Genomic DNA, 21598 nt, shown 5'->3' on the forward strand with positions numbered 1-21598 from the left:
GTCGGCGCGCGGGGGGCGCGTCGACACCGCTCGCGTTCATATGACCAAATCGGGTGCCGCGTGGGCCGTACGAGGACGGGGTAAGGCTCGGCCGGACATCGCCCACGCTCACCGGAAGGCCCCGCACGCATGGCTCAGCCCTTCGTTCTGCCGGATTTCTATGTCCCGTATCCGGCGCGGCTCAACCCCCATGTGGAGGCTGCCCGCACGCACACCCGGGAGTGGGCGCGGGCCATGGGGATGCTGGAGGGCTCCGGCATCTGGGAGGAGCACGACCTCGAGTCCCACGACTACGCGCTGCTGTGCTCGTACACGCACCCCGACTGCGATGCCGAGGCGCTGTCGCTGGTGACCGACTGGTACACCTGGGTCTTCTTCTTCGACGACCACTTCCTGGAGGTCTTCAAGCGCACCCAGGACCGGCCGGGCGGCAAGGCCTATCTGGACCGGCTGCCGCTCTTCATGCCGATGGACCCGTCGTCGGCGATGCCCGAGCCGGCCAACCCCGTGGAGGCCGGGCTCGCGGATCTGTGGACGCGGACGGTACCCGTCATGTCCCCGGCCTGGCGCGCACGGTTCTCGGAGGCCACCGAGGCGCTCCTGTACGAGTCGCTGTGGGAGCTCGACAACATCAACAAGGGACGGATCGCCAACCCCGTCGAGTACATCGAGATGCGCCGCAAGGTGGGCGGTGCGCCCTGGTCGGCGGGGCTCGTCGAGTACGCGGCGGGCGCCGAGGTCCCCCAGCAGGTGGCCCACTCCCGTCCGCTGCGCGTGCTGCGGGACGCGTTCTCGGACGCGGTGCATCTGCGCAACGACCTGTTCTCGTACCAGCGGGAGGTCGAGGACGAGGGCGAGAACAGCAATGGCGTACTGGTCCTGGAGAAGTTCCTCGGATGCACGACCCAGGAGGCGGCGGAGGCCGTCAACGACCTGCTGACCTCACGGCTGCAGCAGTTCGAGAACACGGCCCTCACCGAAGTCCCGGGGCTCTGCCTGGAGAAGGGACTGAGCCCCGAGGAGTGCGCGGCCGTCGCCGCGTACGCGAAAGGGCTGCAGGACTGGCAGTCCGGCGGGCACGAATGGCATCTGCGGTCCAGCCGCTACATGAACGAGGGCCTGGACACCGGGCCTTCACGGCTGGACGGGGTGCTCGGCACGTCCGCGCTCGACATCCGCACACTCTTCGGCCGCCCCGCCGCCTCGCGGCTGCGCGCCCTCGGGCATGTGCCGCACCAGAAGGTGGGGCCGTCGCTGCTCCCCGAATTCGACCTGCCCTACGCCCTGTCGCTGAGCCCGCACCATCAGGAGGTGCTGCGGCTCTCCGTGGACTGGGCGGAGCGGATGGGGCTGCTGGACGACATCTGGGACCGGCCGATGCTGGAGGGCTTCGACCTCGCGCTCTGCTCGGCGGGCCTCGACCCGGACGCCACCCCGGAGGAGCTACGGCTGAACGCCGAGTGGCTGACCTGGGGCACGTACGGGGACGACTACTACCCGTTCGTCTTCGGCCGGCCCCGAAACCTGCTCGGCGCGAAGGAGTGCACCGAACGTCTCAAGTCCCTGACGTCGGTGGACGATCCGGCCGCCGGGCAGGCGTCCGCGGTCGGTCCGATCGAGCGCTCGCTCGCCGATCTGTGGGCCCGCACGACGGCTCCGATGGCGACGGAGGACAGGGAGCAGCTGCGGACCGCGCTCCATGCGATGCTCGACAGCTGGATGTGGGAGCTGCACAACCAGGCCCAGCACCGGGTGCCCGACCCGGTGGACTACATCGAGATGCGGCGTACGACGTTCGGTTCCGAGCTGACGATGCTGCTCTGCCGACTGCGCCGCTCCGACCTGCTGCCGCCCGAGATCTACCGTACGGGCACGGTCCGTGCTCTGGAGAGCTCGGCGTCGGACTACGCGACGCTGGTCAACGACCTCTTCTCGTACCAGAAGGAGATCGAGGTCGAGGGCGAGGTCCACAACGGCGTGCTGGTGCTGCAGACGTTCTTCGACTGCGACTATCCGACGGCCGTGTCGATGGTCGACGACCTGATGCGTGGCCGTCTGCGACAGTTCGAGCATGTGAAGCGGCATGAACTGCCGATGCTGTACGAGGACTTCGCCCTGGACGCCGAGGGGCGCGCGGCCTTCGAGGCGTACGTACGGGAGTTGGAGGACTGGCTGGCCGGCATCCTCAACTGGCATCGGAGCGTCCGCCGTTACGGCGTCGGCGATGTGCGCTGCGGCAGCGGTACAGCGCTGGCACGGATGGGCCCGACGGGGCTCGGGACGTCGGCGGCGCGGGTGGGCGCGCTGTTCGGTCCGTGACTCCGTGACGGCGGGGCCGCTCTCTCAGGAGGAGCGGCCTCGCAGCTCGTCCAGTTCGCGGCGCTCGCGCTTCGTGGGGCGGCCGGCGCCGCGCTCGCGGACGCCGGCGAGGGCCACGTGCTCGCGCGGGGGTGGCGGCGGGCTGTTGTCGACGTAGGCCTCGGCGGCGACCGGCGGGCCGACCCTCTTGGTCAGGAGCTGCTTGACCTCGACGATCCGTTCCCGGCCGCCGTGGAAGAGGCGCACCTCGTCGCCGGGCTTCACCGGCTGGGCGGGCTTGGCGCGCTCGCCGTTCACCTTGACGTGTCCGGCCCGGCAGGCCGCTGCGGCCTGGGAGCGGGTCTTGGTGAGGCGGACCGCCCAGATCCAGCTGTCGACGCGTGCGCTCATCGGCCCCCGCCTCCCGTCATCCCTGCTGGAAGAGCTCGGCGGGCAGCGGCTTGAGGAGTGCGTACAGGTCGTCGGTGATGGGCCGGTCCCAACTGGCGATCGTCACCAGGACGTTGTCGCTGCGGTCGAACTGCACGCAGGAGATCCGGCTCTCGGAGAGCTTGATGCGGCGCACGATCAGCAGGTTGTCGCCCTGCATCACGGGCATGTCCTCGGTGTCGACGACCTCCACCGGCTCGTCGTTCTCCAGGGCCGCGAGGAGCTGCGCGACCTCGAAGGGGATCTGGCCGTCGGCGAGCTCGCGGGCCGGGGAGCCCTCCGGCAGATTGCCGATGATCATCGCGGGGCCGCGGCCGCCGAACAGGTCGTAGCGCAGGAAGACACCCTGGCAGCTGCCGTCGGGGGCGGGCAGCAGACCGGCGCCGAGGTTGCCGGGCCAGTCCCCCGGGTCCATGGCCAGGACGTCGAAGTCCGGGCCCGCGGGTGTGGCGGCGCTACGGCGGCGGAGGAAGGACATAGGGCCATGGTACGTGTCCCGGAGCACGTTGCGACGCGCCGGGGCGGGTCTCGCGACAAGGCCGACACGGGCCCACCGCGCGGGTGCGAGGACGGGCCGAAACAGACGCGCTGAACGGCCCCGACGACGGGCCCGCACGTCCGTGCGCGGGCTCGGCGCGCAGGTGCGAAGCCGGGCGGACCCACGCCCCGAGCCGGACCACGACAGCAGGTCGACGACGGGACCGCACATCCCTATGGCCCCTCGGCGCGCGGGTGCGAGGACAGGCCGCCCCCGCGCCCGAGCCGGACCCCGACCGCGGGTCGACGAGCGGACCGCACGTCCCCCCGGCCCTCGCCGCGCGAGTGCGGCGACCGGGTCGGACAGTCGCGTCCGGCGGGACGGCGGTCGTCCCCGGGCTCAGCCTGGCCGACCGGTCACCTGGGGCTCGCGGCCGGTCTTCCGGAGGGCCTGGGCCAGGCCCGCGCGGTCGGTGCCGAGTTTGCGGTAGACGGCGGAGAGCAGCTGCGTCACGGCGGCCGCGTCGGCGTGCAGGGCGGCCGCCGCGTCATCGCCACGGACCGTGAGCTCGGCGGCGGCACGCTCACGCGCCGTGAGCGTGTCCGTGCCGGCCGAGTGGAGGGTCCTGGGCCGGAGGCCGGCGGCGGTGAGCTCGGCGCGGGCCACCTCCCCCAGACCGTCCGCACCGCAGGTCTGGGCCGCCTCCAGACCTCGGTAGAGGTAGTCGGCGGCCTCGTCCGTCCGGCCGGTGCGGCGCAGGGCTGCGCCGAGGGCGACAAGGGAACGCGCCAGCTCGTACGCGGCGGGTGACCGCTCCAGCCAGTCGACGGACTCCTCCAGAAGCTTCACCCGCTCGTCGCCGACGACGACCTCCGCGGTCACGCGCAGCGCCTGTCCGATCGCGGACGGCGCGCCGTACTGGCGGGCGCGGGCGACCGCCTCCAGGGCGGTCTCGCGGGCCCGCTCGGGGGTCTCGCTCGCCTCGGCGACGGCGAGGTGGAGCTGCCAGGGGCACCAGGCGGGGTTGCGCATCCCCCTCGGGTCGAGGCGGCGGCCGACGGCGGCCAGCTCGGCCGCGGCCTCCTCGACCTGTCCCCGGGCGAGGAGCAGTTCCGCGTACACGGTCTGGGAGTCGGGGAAGGTGACGGCGGCGGGGAACGGCTCGCCGAAGTCGTGGGTCCGGGCGATCCGGTCGGCCTCCTCGACCCGCCCGCGGGCGAGCAGCACCTCGATCATGACGCCGACGGCGTACCACTGGGCGGGGGTGCGGGGGCCGACGCGCTCGGCGAGCCGCAGTCCCGCGCGCACGAAGTCCTCGGCCTCGACGAGCCGGCCGCGCCGGTAGCGGATGTAGCCGAGGAGCGTGTACGCGAAGGAGAGGTGCGCGCCGCGCCAGCCCTGGCGCTCGAACTCCGCCGTGCCGGCCGCGAAGAGCTCCTCGGCTCGGCCGGGCCGGTCGGCGTAGAGGAAGGTGAGGGCCACCAGGACCGGCACCTCGAAGCCACGGCTCTCGTCGGCCCAGCTCAGGCCGCCCTCCAGTGCGCGCTCGGCATGGCCGACGGCGACGGCGGACGTTTCGGCGCGCAGGGTGGCGTCCCAGGCGCGCAGACCGATGACGTACCGCTCGGTGAGGTCGCGGCCGGTGAGCCGGTCGGCGAGCCGGGACAGCCGACGGGAGCGGGCGGGCGAGTCGGGTTCGTCGGCGCGGAAGGCGTCCCACATGAACTTCTCGGCCTGCATACGGAGCCGGCTGCGGGCGTCGGTGGTGAGCCGGGACTCCCGACCGAGGAGCTCGGAGGCCTCCACGAGCCGGTCGCTGTGGGCGAGGACCTGGGAGAGCCGGTAGACGATGCCGTGGCGCAGGGCCGGGTCGGAGATCGGCTCCGCCAGGGCTGCGCGCAGATGGTTGACGGTGGTGGCGGGCTCGGTGAGCAGGGAGGCACTGCCGAGCTCGAAGAGGACGGCAGCGCGGTCGTCGTCGGCGGGCGGTTCGCGCAGGGCGCGGGCGAGGAAGCGGCGGGCGGCGTCGGGGGCGCCGGCACGCAGGTTCTCGTAGGCGGCCGCGCGCAGCTGTTCGACGACCCAGGGGTCGCCCTCGGGATGGGTCTCCAGGAGATGCCGCGCGGCGGCGCCGGCGCCGAGCCCCGCGTCGATGACGCACCAGGCGGCCTGGCCGTGCAGCGCGACGCGGGTGGCGGCGGGGATCGCCTTGTAGACGGCGGTGGCGATCAGCGGGTGGACGAACTCGAGGGTCTCGGTGCCGGCGAGGATGCGGGCGTCGCGCAGGCGCTCGGCGCAGTCGGCGACGGCCTCTCCGCCGAGTCCGGCGACCGCGCCGGCGAGCTGCGGGGAGATCTCGGTGCCGAGGACGGCGCATGCCCAGGCGAGGCGGACGGTGGCGGTGCCGAGGCGTTCGAGGCGCGCGGCGAGTCCGCTCCCCTTGGCGGCGGCGGCGAGGTCACGGAGCTCGTGGGCGCCCGCCGCGGTGGGTTCGAGGCCGCGGTCGCGGACCTTGGCGGCGAGTTCGACGGCTTCGAAGGGGTTGCCGGAGGTGACCGCCCAGCACTCCTGACAGAAGGTGTCGTCGGCGTGGGCGCCGACCCGGTCGCGCACCAGGCGGGCGATGGCTGAGGAGGTGAGCGGTTCGAGTCCGAGGGGCCGCTGCCCCGACCGCCGGCCGGTGAACTCCTCTCCTGTGTCCGGGAGTTCGTCGGGGCGGTAGGCGACGACGAGGAGCATCGGCAGCTCTTCGGCGCGGGGGGCGAAGGCGGAGAGCCAGCCGAGGGACTCGGGGTCGGCCCAGTGGGCGTCGTCGAGGACGACGACGAGCGGCGCGCGCCGGACGGCGAGGTGGGTCAGGACCCAGTCGAGTCCGTCGCGCAGTCCCTGGGGGTCGGGGGGCGCGCCCTCACCGGCGGTGCACAGTCCGAGGGCGGGGCCGACGATGTCGTACCAACTGCCGAGCTGCGTACGGAGTTCGGTGTCGGAGGCGGTGGCGAGCTGGGGCTGCAGCAGTTGCCGGGCGACATGGAACGCCACTTGCTGCTCCTGGTCCCCGCCCCGGGCGGAGAGCACGGCACAGCCCTTGCCTGCGGCGCGCCGCCGGATCTCGGCGAGCAGTGTGGTCTTTCCCAGCCCGGCGGGCGCGGCGTAGGTGAGCACGCCGCCGCGAGGGGTACGGATCCCCCGCGGGTACGGCGCCTCCGCGACCGGGTCCGACGGCGCCACCGGCCGTCCGGAGGCATCCGAGCCCTCACGTTGTGGCTCCGCCTCCGCACCCACCGGCGCCACCCGTCGTGCGACGGCGTCGTGATCCTCGCGTGGCACGTCGGCGTCCTGGGCCGCGCCCCTCAGCAGGCGCAGCCGGTGTCCCTCCGGTGCGGCCTGGTCCGTTTCGTCGCGCGGGAGCGGGACCCGATCGGCCGAGTCGGGCCGAGCAGGCCAGGCGTCGTCGTCGCCGAGACCCGCCAGCAGGTTCAACGCCTCTTCCGCCGCCGCGAGTTCGGCCTCGCGCTCGAAGAGGCCGAAGCCCCGGCGGCCCGTCCTGTCGCTCCGTACTGTCACGTTCCACCCCCACGCCGGGGGCGCACACCCGGCGCGCGGATGAGTGCGGCCGGGCCGAGGCCCCGCGAAGATCCCAGCGTACGCCGGTCGGGGCCGCCTGTGACCCTTAGACGGAAGACCGGGTGGCCCGCTCCGCGAGCCGGTGCAGAACAGCCAACGCCTCGTCCGCGCGCGCCTGTTCGACGAAGAGATGATCGTGGTGGAAGCCGGCCACGACGTTGCAGCTCAGCCCGGCGTCGGCGAGTTCGCGGGCGACCGCGGCGGTGAGTCCGACGGCGTCGAGCGCGGAGTGGACCCGCAGCGTGATCCAGCCGGCCACATAGTCGTACGCCAGGGAGGCCGCGTCCGCCTCCTCCTGGCGTACGACCAGGGTGAGCCCCTCGCGCTCGGCGATGGTGGCGACCGGGACGACGCCCGCCGGAGCGGGGCCGTCCACGGTGACGAAGACATAGCGGCCGGGGTTCAGCTCCGGCCGCATCCCGGCGACGAGCCGGGTCAGATCACGCTCTGCACTCATGATCACCACCCTAGGACGGGCGGGACCACCGACAGCGATGACAGCGCGTCAGGTCAGGTCGAACTCACCTTCGCGGGCGTTGACCACGAACGCCCGCCACTCGGCCGGGGTGAAGATCAGTGACGGCGCTTCGGGCCGTCCTCCGTTGCGCATCGCGATGAAGCCCTCCACGAAGGCGATCTGGACGTCTCCCGTTCCCTGGCTGCTCGACCGCCAGTCGGCCTCGCTGAGGTCGAGTTCCGGCTTGTCCCAGCCCGCGAAGGCGTGCTGGGTGGTGGTGCTCTCCGCCACGTCCGTGCTCCTCCCGCATCCCGCAACATCGTCGTCCGAGGGCTCAGGGTAGCGAGCGGCACCGGGTGCCGACAGACCTCAGGCCGCCGGTGGCCGGTCCCCCACGAGCCACATGGAGAAGAACTGCGCGCCCCCTCCGTACGCGTGTCCGAGCGCCCTTCGCGCCCCGTCCACCTGGTGTTCGCCGGCCTGCCCGCGCACCTGGAGCGCGGCCTCCGCGAAGCGGATCATTCCGGAGGCGCCGATGGGGTTGGTGGAGAGCACGCCGCCGGAGGGGTTCACCGGCAGGTCGCCGTCGAGTTCGGTGACCCCGGCCTCGGTGAGTTTCCAGCCCTCGCCCTCCTCGGCGAAGCCCAGGTTCTCCAGCCACATCGGCTCGTACCAGGAGAACGGCACGTACATCTCGACGGCGTCGATCTCACGGCGCGGGTCGGTGACGCCGGCCTGCCGGTAGACGTCGGCGGCGCAGTCCTTGCCGGCCTGCGGCGAGACGAAGTCCTTGCCCGCGAAGAGCGTGGGCTCGCTGCGCATCGCGCCGCCGTGCACCCATGCGGGCGGCCGGGGCGAACGCTCGGCGCCCGCACGGTCGGTGAGGACCATGGCGCAGGCGCCGTCCGAGGACGGGCAGGTCTCCGAGTAGCGGATCGGGTCCCAGAGCATCGGCGACGCCTGGACCTTCTCCAGGGTGATGTCGTGCTCGTGGAGGTGGGCGCACGGGTTCTTCAGCGCGTTGCGCCGGTCCTTGTACGCGACCAGGGAGCCGACGGTGTCGGGGGCTCCGGTGCGGCGCATGTAGGCGCGCACGTGCGGGGCGAAGAAGCCGCCGGCCCCGGCGAGGAGCGGCTGCTGGAACGGGACGGGCAGGGACAGGCCCCACATGGCGTTCGATTCGGACTGCTTCTCGAAGGCGAGGGTGAGGACGGTGCGATGGACGCGGGCGGCGACCAGGTTCGCCGCGACCAGCGCCGTCGAGCCGCCGACGGAGCCGGCGGTGTGGACGCGGAGCATCGGTTTGCCGACCGCGCCGAGGGCGTCGGCGAGGTACAGCTCCGGCATCATCACGCCCTCGAAGAAGTCGGGCGCCTTGCCGATGACGACGGCGTCGATGTCCGCCCACGTCAGCTCGGCGTCCTCCAGCGCGCGCAGGGCGGCCTCGCGGACGAGTCCGGCGATGGAGACGTCATGCCGGGCGGCGACGTGCTTGGTCTGGCCGATCCCGACGACGGCGACTGGCTCCTTAGGCACGGTTCTCCCCTTCCAGGACGGCGACCAGGTTCTGCTGCAGGCAGGGGCCGGAGGTGGCGTGGGCGAGGGCGCGGTCGGAGGCGCCCCGGTGGATGCGGGCGGCGGCCTCGCCGAGCCGGATGAGGCCGGCGGCCATCATGGGGTTGGCGGCGAGCGCTCCGCCGGACGGGTTGACCCTCACCCTGTCGTCGAGGTCGAGGGCTCGGCGGAGTACGACCTCCTGGGAGCTGAAGGGCGCGTGCAGTTCGGCCGTGTCGACCGGCCGCTCGAAGGCGCCGGCGCGTTCGGCGGCGAGCCGGGTGGAGGGCGAGTCCGTGAGGTCGCGGACCCCGAGGGCGTGGGGCTCGATCCGGTGGTCCATGCCGCGGATCCAGGCGGGCCGGTCGCACAGCTCCCGGGCCTTGTCCCCGACGGCGAGGATCACGGCGGCGGCGCCGTCGCCGACGGGCGGGCAGTCGCCGGTGCGCAGGGGACCGACGACGTACTCGCCCTGCGGGCGGGCGCCCGGAAGCTGGGCGTGCGGGTTGTCGCTCGCGTCCTCGCGGCTGCGGGTGGCGATGGCGGCCAGGGCCGGCTCGTCGGTGTGGCCCGCGTCGATGAGCGCCTGCGCCTGGAGTGCGGCGAGGGCGACGGAGTCGGGCCAGAGCGGAGCGAGGTAGTAGGGGTCCAGCTGCCGGGTGAGGACGTCGCGCACGGAGCCGGGCGAGGACTTCCCGTAGGAGTAGACGAGCGCGGTGTCGGCCTCGCCGGTCAGCAGCTTCACCCAGGCCTCGTAGAGGGCCCAGGCGCCGTCCATCTCGACGTGGGACTCGGAGATCGGGGGCCAGGCGCCGACGCCGTCGAGGGCCATGGTGAAGGAGAACGCCCGCCCGGCGAGGTAGTCGGAGGAGCCCGAGCAGGTGAAGCCGATGTCGGAGGTCTTCAGGCCGGTCTGCCGCAGCACCTCGTGGAGAACGGGCATGACCATCTCGACCTCGGAGAACTCGTCCGTGGTCCGGAGATGGTCGGTCTGGGCGAAGGCGACGATCGCCACCTCTCGGTCCGGCGTCACAGCAGCTCCTTGTACGTGTCGTAGTCGGCGTCGGCCTCGCCGCAGGGCCGGTAGTGGTCGGGGTAGCGGCCGTCCTCGCTCCATACGGGTTCGACGCGCAGCCCCATGCGGACCTGGTCGTACGGGATGCCGCCGATCCGGCCGTGGAGGGCGAGCCCGGCGCCGTCGAGGGCGATGTGGGCGTAGACGTACGGGACTTCGATGTCGAGGCCGCGGGCCTTGATGTTGACGATGCAGAAGGTGGTCACGGTGCCGCGTGGGCCGACCTCGACCTGTTCGGTCGTGGCGACGCCACAGGTGGGGCAGGCGCCGCGGGGCGGCACGTAGACCTTCGTGCAGGACGGGCAGCGCTCCCCGACGGTCCTGTTGTCGGCGAGCGCCCGGAGATAGCGGGTCTGGGCGCGGCCGGGGCTGTACGTGTAGTCGAGCCGGGCGGCCGCGACGATGCCGGTCACGGGGTCTTCGAAGGCGCCGTCGTGGTCGCGCACGTCGGTGACGGGCTTGTCGCTGTCGGAGGGTTCGAAGCAGGCGATGTCGGTGATGGCGCCGGCCCGTTCGGCTGCCCAGCGGATCCGGACCCGCATCCCGGTGCGGACGGCGTCGGGTCCGGGCGCGTCGAGGGCGTGCAGGAGTGCGGTGTCGGCGCCGTCGAGCCGGACGAGGACCCAGGCGAACGGCTTGGCGAGCGGCTGCCCGGGGCGGGGTTCGGGGTTCCAGGCCCAGGTGGTGACGGTGCCGGTGGCGCCGATCTCGACGAGTTCGCGGAGTTCGGCGGCGGTCTCGGGGTCGTACTCGACGGGCGGCACGAGCACGCGCCCGTCCCCGGTCCGTACCCCGAGCACGGTCCGTTCGCGCAGCCCGGTCAGAAACGCGGACTGCACGGGCCCGAGGGACCGGGTGAAGGGAAACTCGACGACGAGCGGTGCGCGGAGTGTCTCTGGCGCGGAAGCGGGGGGCAATGGGGGCTCCTTGGTCCGGGTCGGTACGAGTCGGTGCCGTTGTGCGGGTCGATGCGGTCGGAGGCCCGGAGGCCGCTGCGCGGGGCCTTCTGCCCACCCCTCCCCCTATGCCTGGCGGCAGTGGGGATCCCCACTTCCTGAACCGGGGGCAATCCCCCCGCCCCCGTATATGGCCTGTGGTGTGTCCTCCGCCCTCGACGGGCCGAGATTCCGCCCGGTGGGTGGCATCCAGCCCCGCCGGAGGCCCCACGCCTTCAGGACGTAGGGGGCGTTCGAGGCGCGGGGGCCGGGACGGAGCCCCCGGTTCGGGAAGGGGCGAGGTGAGGAAGGGTCACTCCCGGCGGTACACCGGCTTACGCTTCTCCGCGAACGCGCGCGCGCCCTCCTTCGCGTCCGCCGTTCCGAAGATCGGCCAGCCGCGCTTCAGTTCAGCCGCCAGCCCTTCCGTCTCGGTCATCTCGGCGGTCTCGTACACCGACGCTTTCACCGCCTCGACCGCCAACGGCCCGCACGCGTTGATCTGTTCGGCGACGGCGAGGGCCGCGTCCAGCGTCGTGCCGTCGGGAACGACCCGGCCGACGAGTCCGATGCGGGCAGCCTCCTCGGCGCTGTACGGGCGCCCGGTCAGCAGCATTTCGAGGGCATGGGTCCGGGCGATCTGCCGAGGCAGCCGGACGGTCGAGCCTCCGATCGGGAAGAGTCCGCGTTTCACCTCGAAGAGCCCGAACGTGGCGGAGGAGCCCGCGATCCTGATGTCGGTGCCCTGGAGGATCTCGGTGCCACCGGCGACGCAGTAGCCCTCGACGGCCGCGATGACCGGCTTGCGCGGCCGGTGGTGGCGCAGCATCGCCTTCCAGTGCAGATCGGGGTCGGCCGTCATGCGGTCGCGGTACTGCTCGCCCTCCATTCCCTTGCCCGCCAGGGCCTTGAGGTCCATCCCGGCGCAGAAGGAGCCGCCCGCCCCGGTCAGGACGACGGAGCGGATCGTGTCGTCGGCATCGGCCTCCAGCCAGCCGTCGTAGAGCCCCACCAGCATGGGCAGCGAGAGCGCGTTCTTGGCCTCCGGCCGGTTGAGTGTGAGCACGAGTGTGGCGCCTTCGCGCTGCACGGTGAGGTGTTCGGTCCCACCCATGGACGTCCTCCCGTCTCCAGACCTGGAACAGGTTGCAGTAGGTGCGCGTCCAGTTCAATAGTTTTCTGACACTCAGTCAGATTCTTCTGCACACCCCCTTCCCACCATCGCCCGTCGGCGCTCTAATGACCGCCTCGGCCGGTGCAGGCCAGGACGACCAGCAGAGTCAGGAGGAACGGTGGAGTACAACCTTGCCGACCTGTTCGAGTCGGTCGTCGACGTGGTCCCGGACCGCGAGGCGCTCGTGTACGTCGACCACCCGGGTACGGGCGCCGAGCGCCGGCTCACGTACGCGGAGCTCGACGCCGCCGCCAACCGGCTCGCCCACCATCTGATCGACTCCGGCATCCGGCCGGGCGAACACCTGGGCCTGCACCTGTACAACGGCATCGAGTATCTGCAGACCGTCCTGGCCTGCCTGAAGGCCAGGATCGTCCCGGTCAACGTGAACTACCGCTACGTGGAGGAGGAGCTGGTCTACCTCTACCGGGACGCCGATCTGGCCGCGCTCGTCTTCGACGCCGAGTTCACCGGACGGGTCGCGGCCGCGCTGCCGCAGACGGAGAAGCTGCGGCACCTCGTGCGGGTGGGGACCCCGCCCGCCCGTCGCCCGACCACCACCCCTCAACGAGCTGCTTCGCAGCACAGCACCTCATTCGAGGACGCACCGGAGCTCGCTTGCGCCGCGTTCGCGGACGCCGAGGCCGGGGGCTCGCCGGAACGCGGCTTCGGTCCGCGTTCGGCGGACGACCTCTTCATCATCTACACGGGCGGTACGACGGGGATGCCGAAGGGCGTCATGTGGCGCCAGGAGGACCTGTTCTTCGCCGGGCTCTTCGGCGGCGACCCGGCGGGCGAGCCGGTCAAGCGACCCGAGGAGCTGGCCGAGCGGGTCGCGGCGGGCGGTTCGGGGATCACCTTCTTCCCCGCTCCCCCGCTGATGCACGGGACCTCGACGCTGACCTCGTTCATCGCCTTCAACTACGGGCAGCGGGTGGTCATCCACCGCAAGTACGCGCCCGAGGAGGTGCTCCGCACGATCGAGAAGGAGAAGGTCTCCAGCGTGTCGCTCGTGGGCGACGCCATGCTGAGGCCGCTGATCGACGCGCTCCACGGCCCGCTCAAGGGCACGGACCTCTCCTCCCTGTTCAGCGTCTCCTCCTCCGGGGCGATCATGTCGGAGACCGTACGGGCACAGTTCCAGGCGCTCGTCCCGAACGTGCTGCTCCTGAACAACTTCGGCTCCTCCGAATCCGGGTCCAACGGCAAGGCGACGGACGACTCGGGCCCGGAGAAGGGCTTCCGCCTGGAGGTCAACGAGCGGACGCGGGTGGTGGACCCGGCGACGTACGCGGAGGTCGCGGTCGGCGAAGTGGGGCGCCTCGCCCAGCGCGGCCATGTGCCGCTCGGCTACTACAACGACCCGGCGAAGACGGCCGAGACCTTCTTCCAGAAGGGCGACGAGCGCTGGGTGCTCCTCGGCGACATGGCAACCGTCGACGAGGCCGGCATCGTCACCGTCCTGGGGCGCGGCTCCCAGTGCATCAACACCGGCGGCGAGAAGGTCTATCCGGAGGAGGTCGAGCAGGCGCTCAAGTCCCATCCGGACGTGTACGACGCGCTGGTGGCCGGGGTCCCGGACGCGAAGTGGGGCAACCATGTGGCGGCCGTGGTCCAGCTGCGCGCCGGAGCGGCCGCGCTCGACCTGGAGACCGTCCAGACCCACTGCCGGACCCGGCTCGCCGGCTACAAGATCCCCCGCCAGCTGGTGATCACCGAACACATCGAGCGCTCCCCGAGCGGCAAGGCCGACTACCGCTGGGCCCGCACCGTGGCGGCGGCCGAGGACGCGGGGGCGTAGGGGTGCCAGGCCCCGCGAGCCCGGCCTGATCGGCAGGGCACCCCAGCGAGCAGCCCCTGGGGCGGACTGTCCGAACAGCCCGCCCCAGGGGTTTTCCATGAGCCGTCGCCTCCATGGGGAACGCCGGCGGCGAGATCCGTTTGAGGGCGGATCCGGATTCACACGTATGCACCAACCGTGGCCGTGGTCAGGAAGGGCGGTCCGCGTGTGGTTCGGCCATACAGCCGCTGCCGAGTCGTGAGCGTTCTCGGGATGCGGTGCCCTGGACGTGGCTGCGTGCCGACGTTTCCCGAGCGACGGGCGGCGGGCCCGCGTCCGGGAAGGCGGAACACCCCATGCTCATACCGACAGCGCGTCGTCGCGGTTACGTCGCCGTCATCACCGCGTTGATGACCTGCTCGACCATGTGGACCGGGCAGGGCCTGGCCGCGGCCGACGGATCCTCCACACCGACGGTGCCCACCCCGGAGCTGCGCTGGAAAGCCTGCACAGCGAGCAGCCCGTTCGACTGCGCGACCGTGAAGGTGCCGCTCGACTACGACGACCCGGGTGGCCGCAGTATCGAGCTGGCAGTGGTCAGACGGAAGGCGACCCGATCCGATCAGCGGATCGGCACCCTCTTCTTCAACCCCGGCGGACCCGGCGGGCCGGGATCGGTCCAGATGCCGGAGAATTACGAGTCCTTCCCGCGCGAGGTGCGGGAACGGTTCGACATCGTCAGCTGGGATCCCCGTGGCATCGGCAACAGCACCGCGGTGAACTGCTTCGCGAGCCCCGAGGAAGCCGCGGAGTGGAACGCGAGCAAGGCGGCGGGCTTCCCGGTCGGAGCGAAGGAGCGAGCGGCGTTCGCCGCCGCGTACGAGGAACTGGGCCGGCGCTGTGCGCAGCGTGATCCTGAGCTCCTGCGCCACGTGTCGACCGCCGACACCGCTCGCGACCTCGAGCAGCTTCGCAGGGCCGTGGGCGACCAGCAGCTCACCTACTACGGGATCTCCTACGGCACGTACCTGGGCGCCACCTACGCGAACCTCTTCCCCGACAGGGTCCGTGCCATGGTCCTCGACGCCAACTGGGACCCGCGGGCCTGGACGAACAACGCCTCCGACGAGCCCGCGCGGACCACGTCGTTCCAGCGCCTCGGCTCGGGCCGTAGCGCCGCGCAGACCGTGAACCGGTTCCTCACGTTGTGCGGATCCGCCACGACGGCACGCTGCGCGTTCTCCGCCGGCAGCCCGGAGGCGACCCGGGACAAGTACGAGCAGTTGCTGCAGCGGCTCCGAAAGGAACCCGTGGGCACGTGGACCTACGCGGGTACGGTGGCCGACGTGGTGAGCAGCCTCTACGTCGTCCAGCCCCGGGCGACACAGCTCGCCGGCAGGCTGCAGGACCTGTGGCAGGGTCGTGTTCCCGAGCCCTCCCCCCTTCCGCCCCCGCCGCCGGTCCCCGACCCGAACCCGTACCTGGGCGAGGAACAGGCCACCGCGGTCCTCTGCGGTGACAGCCCCAACCCGCGGGACCCCGGCACCTACCACACTCTGGCAGAGGCCGCGGCCACCACCGCAGGGGACACCGGACGCTACTGGATCTGGGCTTCCGCGGGCTGTGCCGCCTGGCCGGCGGTCGCCGCGAACAGCTACCGCGGCCCGTGGAACACGCCGACGGCGAACCCCATCCTGGTGATCGGGAACACCGACGACCCCTCCACCCCTCTGTCGGCCGCCAAGGCCCTGACGAAGGAACTGGCCGACGCCCGCTTGCTGACCCACGACGCCATCGGGCACACGGCACTCTTCAACCCGAGCAGCTGCGTCAACGCTCGGACGAGTCGCTATCTCATCGACGGCAGCCTCCCGCCGACCGGCACGACGTGCCGCCAGGACGTGCTTCCCTTCTCCGCACCCCAGTTGGCCGAGTCCGGCGGCAACACCACCACGGCCGGTCTCGCGGGTCTCGGCGCGGTCCTCCTCCTCACCGGAGGTGGGCTGCTGTTCGCCCTGCGCAGGTGCCGCGGCGACCGCTGACAATCGACACGAGAAGATCGCCCGTCTACGAAGCGGTGGTCTCACTCGCGTCGTTCCCGCTCCGACAAGGTCCGTTCCAAGCGGACCTCAGATCCCGAACTTCCGGAGAACGGCGAGGAATTCGGCCGGGCGGGACGTGTGGATCTCGTGGCCCGTGTCGATGGTGACGAGTCGGCCGTCCTGGATCCGGTCCGCCATCCAGGACAGCCGCTCCTGCGCGAGGTGGCTGTCCTGGCCGCCGGCCAGGATCAGGGTCGGGGACGTGAGCGCGGTGAGGCCCTCGCGCCAGGCGGGATCCGGCTCGTTCAGCTGGGCATTGGTCGCGAGTACGACTTCCCAGTCCAGACCGAGAGGCCCCTCGGGGCGCGCGGCATGGCCGCGCGGCGGGTCCAGCGGGAAGAAGACGGGCGCCTCCTCCAGGACCAGCCGGCCGATCAGGCCCGGTTCGTCCATGGCGAGGAGGTAGGACGCGGCCCCTCCCATCGAGTGGCCGACCACATCGGCGCCGACGAGGTCCAGCTCCTTCAGGAACCCGCGCAGGTCGTCGCGGAACACGTCGAATCCGTACGGGCCGGTCCAGTCGCTCAGACCGTGCCCCCGCAGGTCGACGGCGTACACCCGACGGTCGGTGGCCAGCTCCTCAGCGATCCGTGTCCAGTCGGCGTTGCTCCCGCCCCGGCCGTGGACCAGGACCACGGGTGCGGCGTCGGCCGAGCCCCACACCCGGTAGGCCAGACGGATCCCGTCCACGGTGACCGTACGGACCTCGGGGTCGAGGAACGCGGCGAGCGGTCGGACGAAGGCGCCCGCGTCGTCCACCCACGGGAAGTGCCCGGCGCCGCGCTGGACCACGAGCTCGGCGTGCGGGAAGAGCTCGGCGAGCTCGGCCGCCCGCGCCGGGGACGGCCCTCCGTCGTACTCCCCCGCCAGGATCAGCACGGGGGCGGTGACGGCGGCCAGCGCCGACCGGGTCGTCTCGGGATCGAACGCACCGGCCGCGTAGTACGCCCCCGCGGCCTCCCAGTGCGCCTCGTCGCCGACGGCGGCCGCGTGCGCCTGGGCCGCTCCGTCCCACCGTCCGTAGACGAAGGGAGAGATGAGTTCCATGATCCGTGCCATGGGGGTGTCGGCGCCGATCGTCGCCAGGGCGGCCCGTGCCTCCGCGTACCAGGGCTTGTCGGCGAAGACCTCGGTGGCCTTGTTCCACTCCTCGTCCGTGATCTCGATGCCCACGGCTTGCGTGCCCGGGGTGACCAGGACGAGGGAGCGCACCCGGTCGGGGTGGGCCGCGGCGTACAGCGTGGCCAGGTTTCCGGTGGCCGAGTGGCCGAGCAGGTCGATCCGCTCCAGACCGAGGTGGATCCGGAGCGCCTCCACGTCGGCCACCTGACGGTCGCAGCGGTACGAAGCGGGATCCACGGGCTCCGCACTGGCACCCGTGCCGCGCAGGTCGAGCACGATCAGACGACGGTGGGCGGCGAGACCACCGAGGTCGCCGAGGTAGGTGGCATCGCGCATGGGGCCGCCGGGCAGACAGACGAGCACCTCGCCCTCCCCACGTACGTCGTAGGCGAGTTCGGTTCCGTCGTACGTCGTGAACTTGGGCATGCCACCGATCGTCGGCTGCTGCGGATGATCTTCGCAAGCAATTTCGCCGACAGCGCGATACGGTGGGAATCCCCCATCCACGAAGGAACCGCTCACCCATGCCCGAGACCCTCCGAGGCGACTGCGCCAACTGCTTCGGGCTGTGCTGCGTCGCCCTGCCCTTCGCGAAGTCCGCGGACTTCGCGGTGAACAAGGCGTCCGGCGAGCCGTGCCGGAACCTCCAGGAGGACTTTCGCTGCGGCATCCACACCAAGCTGCGGCCGAGCGGGTTCTCGGGCTGCACGGTGTACGACTGCTTCGGTGCCGGCCAGAAGGTCTCGCAGGTCACCTTCGGCGGGGTCTCGTGGCGCGAGGCACCCGAGAGCTCACGGCAGATGTACGAGGTGTTCCCCGTGATGCGCCAGCTCCACGAGCTGCTGCGCTATCTCACCGAGGCCCTCGCCCTCGCCGCGGCCCGCCCGCTCCACGGCGAGCTGCGCCGGTCCCTGGCCCGGGTGGAAGCCCTGACGGAGGGCACGGCGGACGAGCTGGAGAAGCTGGACGTGTCCGCCGTACGCGGCGAGGTCAATCCGCTCCTGTTGAAGACCAGCGCGCTGGTCCGGGCCACGGCGGGCGGCAGGACCAAGAGCCGTCGGGGCGCCGATCTGATCGGGGCCCGGCTGCGCGGGGCGAAGCTGCGGGGCGCCGACCTGCGCGGATCGCTGCTGATCGCCGCCGACCTGACGGGCGCGGATCTGTCCCTGGCCGACCTGATCGGCGCCGACCTCCGCGACGCCGATCTCTCCGGTGCGGACCTCACCGGCGCGCTGTTCCTCACCCAGCCGCAGCTGAACGCGGCCCGCGGCGACGCCTCGACCCGCCTGCCGAGCGGCTTCGAGCGCCCGGCCCACTGGGCGGCGCGCTAGGAGCCCTCGGGGTCGTACACGTACGGCGTGGTCGTCGTCAGCGCGGCGAAGCCGAGGCGCTGGAGGATCGGGCGGCTGGTGTCGGCAGCGTCGACCTGGACGAAGCGGTGGCCGCGCTCGACGGCGATCCCGGTACGGAACGCGACCAGGGCCCGGTAGAGGCCCTTGCCCCGCCAGGGTTCGACCGTGCCGCCGCCCCAGAGGCCGGCGAAGTCCGTGCCGGGGTACAGCTCCAGCCGCGCGGCGCTCACCGGCTCGTCGCCTGCCATGGCGACGACGGCGGCGACGGTGTCGGGGGTCGCGGCCAGCTGGTCGAGCAGCTGACGGCCGATGTGGGAGCTGTCGCCCCCGAAGGCCCGGTCGTGGACTTCGGTCACGAGCTTCACCCCGGCCTCGTCGGTGACCGCGACCAGCTCGACGCCCTCGGGCAGCGTCACGGTCCTGGGGAGCGCGGCCGCCTCGGCGACCATCAGCGTCTCCTGGTCCTCGGCGACGAAGCCGGCGGCGAGGAGCCGGTCGGGGAGGTCGGCCGGGAGGTCGTGCCCGTACACCTTCCATTCGAAGGGCCGCCCCAACGCGGTGAAGTGGCGCACCTGTTCGGCGATGGCCTCGTCGGCGTCGGTCTCGTCGAGGCCGGACCACAGCACCGCGTTCCAGGCGTGCTCGGGGCCGGACAACCGGACCACCGCACCGTCCCGCTCCACCCGCGAGCCGGGCCCGTCGGGGCGCGCGCCCAGCCTCATCTGGCGGTCGTACAGGGCGCGTATCTCTTCATGGTCCATGCGGCCACTCCAGCACCGGCGGTCGGAGCGCGGCAACCGGATATCCGCGCTCCGACGACGCGCCGGGATCAGATCCGATCGGCGACGATCATCAGGTAGTGGAAGCTGCCTTCCTTGTACGCCGTGAGAAAGGGGTCCTCGATGCCGGTGGCCACCGAGCACATGGACCGCAGCTCCCAGTACGGCATCGTCGCCGCCGTCAGGTCGACGACCTCGATCGGGACGAGGTTGCTCTCGGCGAGCGCGCGGAAGTACGCGCTGCGCGGGTGGATGTTGCAGGTGTAGTGCTCGTCGATCCGGCTGACGGCCTTGGAACGTAGGCCGGTCACGTCGTTGGAGCAGCCGGTGATGCAGACGTAGCGGCCGCCGCGCTCCAGGAGACGGGAGAACTCGTCGAAGAGCTCGAAGAGGTCCACGTACATCGTGGTCTCGTTGGTCCAGATCGCCTGGCGAGAGCGGGCGGTGAAGCCGGTGTCCAGCATGTTGCGGAAGTGGAACCTCACGCGGTCGGCGACCCCGCGCTTCTCCGCCTGCGCGTTGGCGAAGTCGACCTGGTATTCGGAGATCGAGACGCCGTCGACTCGGCAGCCGAAGCGCTGCTCGGCCATGAAGCCGGTGCCGCCGCGGCCCGAGCCCGCGTCGAGGAGCCGGTCGTCGGGAGTGCGAGCGCCCAGGTGGTCGAGGAGCAGCTCGGCCTGGGCGGTCTCCAGGCGGTGCAGCTCCTGGATGATCCGGGCGTCACGGGTGCTCTCGGGGTCGGCGAGGACGGCGGGGTCGTAGTCGCCGATGCCGTAGTGGTGGTGGTAGAGCCCGTCGATCTCGCCGAGCCGCAGGTTCACCGGGTCCTGCTGGTTGGTGTTCCAGTAGCGGGCCACGGACTCCTGATAGGCCGTACGCAGCACGGCGGATTGCGTGGACGTGGGCATGCGTGGAAGTCCTTACGTGGTTCTGGCGCGGGACGGAAGCGACCGGAGGAACGAGCGGGGCTCAGGCACGCGGACGCACCTCGACGTTCTCCAGGATTCCGATGGCGTCCGGGACGAGGACGGCGGCCGAGTAGTAGGTGGAGACGAGGTAGGAGATGATCGCCTTCTCGTCGATCCCCATGAAGCGGCAGTTGAGGCCGGGCTCGATCTCGTCGGGGATCCCGGTCTGGTACAGCCCGATGACGCCCTCGTTGTTCTCCCCGGTCCGCATCGCGATGATCGAGGAGGTCTGGTGCTCGCTGACGCCGATCTTGCCGCAGGGCAGGATCGGAACCCCTCGCCAGGCCGGGATGGCGTGCCCGTCCATGTCGACGGAGTTGAGCATCAGGCCGCGCTTGTTGCACTCCTTGCCGAAGGCGGCGATGGCCCGGGGGTGGGCGAAGAGGAACTGGGTGCCGCGGCGCATGCTCAGCAGGTCGTCGAGGTCGTCCGGCGTGGGCGGGCCCGAGTGGGTCTGGATGCGCTGGTCGAAGTCCGTGTTGTTGAGGAGCCCGAACTCCGGGTTGTTGACGAGCTCGTACTCCTGGCGTTCGCGCAGCTCCTGGATGGTCAGGCGCAGCTGCTGCTGCGTCTGGTTCATCGGCTGGTTGTAGAGGTCGGCGACCCGGCTGTGCACCTTCAGGACGGTCTGGGCGACGCTCAACTCGTACTCGCGGGGCCTGAGTTCGTAGTCCGCGAAGGCACCGGGCAACAGCGCCTCGCCGACGTGGCCGGCGCTGAGCTCGATGGCCGCCTCGCCCGCCTTGTTGAGGGGACGATGCCGGCCGTCGGAGCCGATGCCCCGGACATGGGTACCCAGGTGCTCGTACTGGTCCGCAACGGCCTTGTACGCCGACTGGGGCAGCGCCAGGAGCGTCACCGCGGTCGTGGCCTTGGCCGTGAACTCCCACTTGCCGTCGCCGGCGAGGACATGGCCGCCGAAGGTGTCGCCGTCACCGAGCCGGCCGAGCAGGGTCTCGTCTCCGTACTTGCCGACGCCGACCTTCTCGACCTTGCCGTGCGCGATCAGATAGACGTGGTCGGCCTTCTTGCCGGAGTGCACGATGACCTGGCCGGGCTCGTACTCCTTCTGCACGAACCGGTCGGCGAGCGCGCCGAGCACCGTCGGGTCGTCGAATCCTCGCAGCAAGGGAAGTTCGGCCAGCTCGGCCGGGACGACCTCGACCTTCGAGCCGTTCTTGACGAACGTCACCCGGCCGTCGCCGACCACGTAAGAAAGGCGCCGGTTGACGCGGTACGTGCCGCCGGGCGTGTGGATCCAGGGCAGCTTGCGCAGCAGCCAGCGGGAGCTGATGCCCTGCATCTGGGGTTCGGACTTGGTGGTGGTCGCGAGGTTGCGCGCCGCGGCCGTGCTGAGGCTGAGCTGGATCTGGCGCACCTCGGCCGAGGGGCCGGGGGTTGCGGCGGGCGCCGTCTGCGCTGTGTCGACCGACATGGTCTGACTCCGTTC

At 71.7% G+C, this 21598-nt stretch carries 17 protein-coding genes; 4 read left to right on the forward strand and 13 right to left on the reverse strand.

The annotated features are described in order from the left end of the window. Positions 1–129 precede the first annotated feature (129 nt). Positions 130–2319: a germacradienol/geosmin synthase gene (locus ACFC0D_RS01365; protein ID WP_376430396.1), complete on the forward strand. Its 2190-nt coding sequence runs from the start codon at positions 130–132 to the stop codon at positions 2317–2319. Positions 2320–2343: 24 nt separating this feature from the next. On the opposite strand, the gene ACFC0D_RS01370 is transcribed toward ACFC0D_RS01365, so the two are convergent. The 9 genes from ACFC0D_RS01370 to ACFC0D_RS01410 all read right to left on the reverse strand — a co-directional run bounded on the left by ACFC0D_RS01370 (position 2344) and on the right by ACFC0D_RS01410 (position 11985). Then, the gene (locus ACFC0D_RS01370) at positions 2344–2709 is read right to left on the reverse strand and encodes an RNA-binding S4 domain-containing protein (RefSeq protein WP_329124204.1); all 366 of its coding nucleotides are present in this window, start codon (positions 2707–2709) and stop codon (positions 2344–2346) included. Between the two features lie 16 nt (positions 2710–2725). Then, positions 2726–3226: a hypothetical protein gene (locus ACFC0D_RS01375; protein WP_376430397.1), complete on the reverse strand. Its 501-nt coding sequence runs from the start codon at positions 3224–3226 to the stop codon at positions 2726–2728. A 399-nt stretch (positions 3227–3625) separates the two neighbouring features. Then, positions 3626–6409, reverse strand: coding sequence for an AAA family ATPase (locus ACFC0D_RS01380; protein WP_376430548.1), 2784 nt, complete (start codon positions 6407–6409; stop codon positions 3626–3628). A gap of 487 nt (positions 6410–6896) precedes the next feature. After that, the gene (locus ACFC0D_RS01385; RefSeq protein ID WP_376430398.1) at positions 6897–7307 is read right to left on the reverse strand and encodes an ACT domain-containing protein; all 411 of its coding nucleotides are present in this window, start codon (positions 7305–7307) and stop codon (positions 6897–6899) included. 48 nt (positions 7308–7355) lie between these two features. Further along, positions 7356–7598: a DUF397 domain-containing protein gene (locus ACFC0D_RS01390; protein WP_376430399.1), complete on the reverse strand. Its 243-nt coding sequence runs from the start codon at positions 7596–7598 to the stop codon at positions 7356–7358. A 78-nt stretch (positions 7599–7676) separates the two neighbouring features. Continuing rightward, positions 7677–8843, reverse strand: a complete 1167-nt coding sequence (locus ACFC0D_RS01395) for a thiolase domain-containing protein (RefSeq protein WP_376430400.1) — start codon at positions 8841–8843, stop codon at positions 7677–7679. Further along, positions 8836–9894 carry a thiolase domain-containing protein gene (locus ACFC0D_RS01400; RefSeq protein ID WP_376430401.1) on the reverse strand — a complete coding sequence of 353 codons (1059 nt, stop codon included), beginning with the start codon at positions 9892–9894 and terminating at the stop codon, positions 8836–8838. The genes ACFC0D_RS01395 and ACFC0D_RS01400 overlap by 8 nt, the downstream gene beginning before the upstream one ends. Beyond that, on the reverse strand, positions 9891–10853 hold the full coding sequence (locus ACFC0D_RS01405) for a Zn-ribbon domain-containing OB-fold protein (protein WP_376430402.1): 963 nt from the start codon (positions 10851–10853) through the stop codon (positions 9891–9893). The genes ACFC0D_RS01400 and ACFC0D_RS01405 overlap by 4 nt, the downstream gene beginning before the upstream one ends. Before the next feature lie 331 nt (positions 10854–11184). Beyond that, a complete protein-coding gene (locus tag ACFC0D_RS01410; RefSeq protein ID WP_376430403.1) occupies positions 11185–11985 on the reverse strand; it encodes a crotonase/enoyl-CoA hydratase family protein in 801 nt (266 codons plus the stop codon). 178 nt (positions 11986–12163) lie between these two features. Between ACFC0D_RS01410 and ACFC0D_RS01415 the strand changes: the two genes are divergently transcribed. Together ACFC0D_RS01415 and ACFC0D_RS01420 are read left to right on the forward strand one after the other, a co-directional pair. Next, positions 12164–13846, forward strand: coding sequence for an acyl-CoA synthetase (locus ACFC0D_RS01415; protein WP_376430404.1), 1683 nt, complete (start codon positions 12164–12166; stop codon positions 13844–13846). Positions 13847–14181: 335 nt separating this feature from the next. Further along, positions 14182–15867, forward strand: a complete 1686-nt coding sequence (locus tag ACFC0D_RS01420) for an alpha/beta hydrolase (RefSeq protein WP_376430405.1) — start codon at positions 14182–14184, stop codon at positions 15865–15867. 87 nt (positions 15868–15954) lie between these two features. On the opposite strand, the gene ACFC0D_RS01425 is transcribed toward ACFC0D_RS01420, so the two are convergent. Continuing rightward, positions 15955–17475, reverse strand: a complete 1521-nt coding sequence (locus ACFC0D_RS01425) for an alpha/beta fold hydrolase (RefSeq protein ID WP_376430406.1) — start codon at positions 17473–17475, stop codon at positions 15955–15957. 98 nt (positions 17476–17573) lie between these two features. Here ACFC0D_RS01425 and ACFC0D_RS01430 point away from each other — a divergent pair, with 98 nt between their 5' ends. After that, the gene (locus ACFC0D_RS01430) at positions 17574–18380 is read left to right on the forward strand and encodes a pentapeptide repeat-containing protein (RefSeq protein WP_376430407.1); all 807 of its coding nucleotides are present in this window, start codon (positions 17574–17576) and stop codon (positions 18378–18380) included. Here ACFC0D_RS01430 and ACFC0D_RS01435 read toward each other — a convergent pair. The 3 genes from ACFC0D_RS01435 to ACFC0D_RS01445 form a co-directional block, all read right to left on the reverse strand. Next, positions 18377–19162 carry a GNAT family N-acetyltransferase gene (locus ACFC0D_RS01435; RefSeq protein ID WP_376430408.1) on the reverse strand — a complete coding sequence of 262 codons (786 nt, stop codon included), beginning with the start codon at positions 19160–19162 and terminating at the stop codon, positions 18377–18379. The genes ACFC0D_RS01430 and ACFC0D_RS01435 overlap by 4 nt on opposite strands. 68 nt (positions 19163–19230) lie before the next feature. Beyond that, positions 19231–20088 carry a geranyl diphosphate 2-C-methyltransferase gene (locus ACFC0D_RS01440; RefSeq protein ID WP_376430409.1) on the reverse strand — a complete coding sequence of 286 codons (858 nt, stop codon included), beginning with the start codon at positions 20086–20088 and terminating at the stop codon, positions 19231–19233. A gap of 61 nt (positions 20089–20149) precedes the next feature. Next, a complete protein-coding gene (locus tag ACFC0D_RS01445) occupies positions 20150–21583 on the reverse strand; it encodes a family 2B encapsulin nanocompartment shell protein (protein ID WP_376430410.1) in 1434 nt (477 codons plus the stop codon). Positions 21584–21598: the final 15 nt, after the last annotated feature.

Origin of the sequence: Streptomyces sp. NPDC056222, assembly GCF_042264065.1 — a bacterium.
In the GTDB taxonomy this organism is placed as follows: Bacteria; Actinomycetota; Actinomycetes; order Streptomycetales; family Streptomycetaceae; genus Streptomyces.

Excerpts from the sequence above, each read along its gene's own strand:
- ACFC0D_RS01365 (WP_376430396.1), top strand. The coding sequence starts at position 130 with ATGGCTCAGCCCTTCGTTCTGCCGGATTTCTATGTCCCGTATCCGGCG.
- ACFC0D_RS01370 (WP_329124204.1), bottom strand. The coding sequence starts at position 2,709 with ATGAGCGCACGCGTCGACAGCTGGATCTGGGCGGTCCGCCTCACCAAG.
- ACFC0D_RS01375 (WP_376430397.1), bottom strand. The coding sequence starts at position 3,226 with ATGTCCTTCCTCCGCCGCCGTAGCGCCGCCACACCCGCGGGCCCGGAC.
- ACFC0D_RS01385 (WP_376430398.1), bottom strand. The coding sequence starts at position 7,307 with ATGAGTGCAGAGCGTGATCTGACCCGGCTCGTCGCCGGGATGCGGCCG.
- ACFC0D_RS01410 (WP_376430403.1), bottom strand. The coding sequence starts at position 11,985 with ATGGGTGGGACCGAACACCTCACCGTGCAGCGCGAAGGCGCCACACTC.
- ACFC0D_RS01420 (WP_376430405.1), top strand. The coding sequence starts at position 14,182 with ATGCTCATACCGACAGCGCGTCGTCGCGGTTACGTCGCCGTCATCACC.
- ACFC0D_RS01425 (WP_376430406.1), bottom strand. The coding sequence starts at position 17,475 with ATGCCCAAGTTCACGACGTACGACGGAACCGAACTCGCCTACGACGTA.
- ACFC0D_RS01430 (WP_376430407.1), top strand. The coding sequence starts at position 17,574 with ATGCCCGAGACCCTCCGAGGCGACTGCGCCAACTGCTTCGGGCTGTGC.
- ACFC0D_RS01435 (WP_376430408.1), bottom strand. The coding sequence starts at position 19,162 with ATGGACCATGAAGAGATACGCGCCCTGTACGACCGCCAGATGAGGCTG.
- ACFC0D_RS01440 (WP_376430409.1), bottom strand. The coding sequence starts at position 20,088 with ATGCCCACGTCCACGCAATCCGCCGTGCTGCGTACGGCCTATCAGGAG.
- ACFC0D_RS01445 (WP_376430410.1), bottom strand. The coding sequence starts at position 21,583 with ATGTCGGTCGACACAGCGCAGACGGCGCCCGCCGCAACCCCCGGCCCC.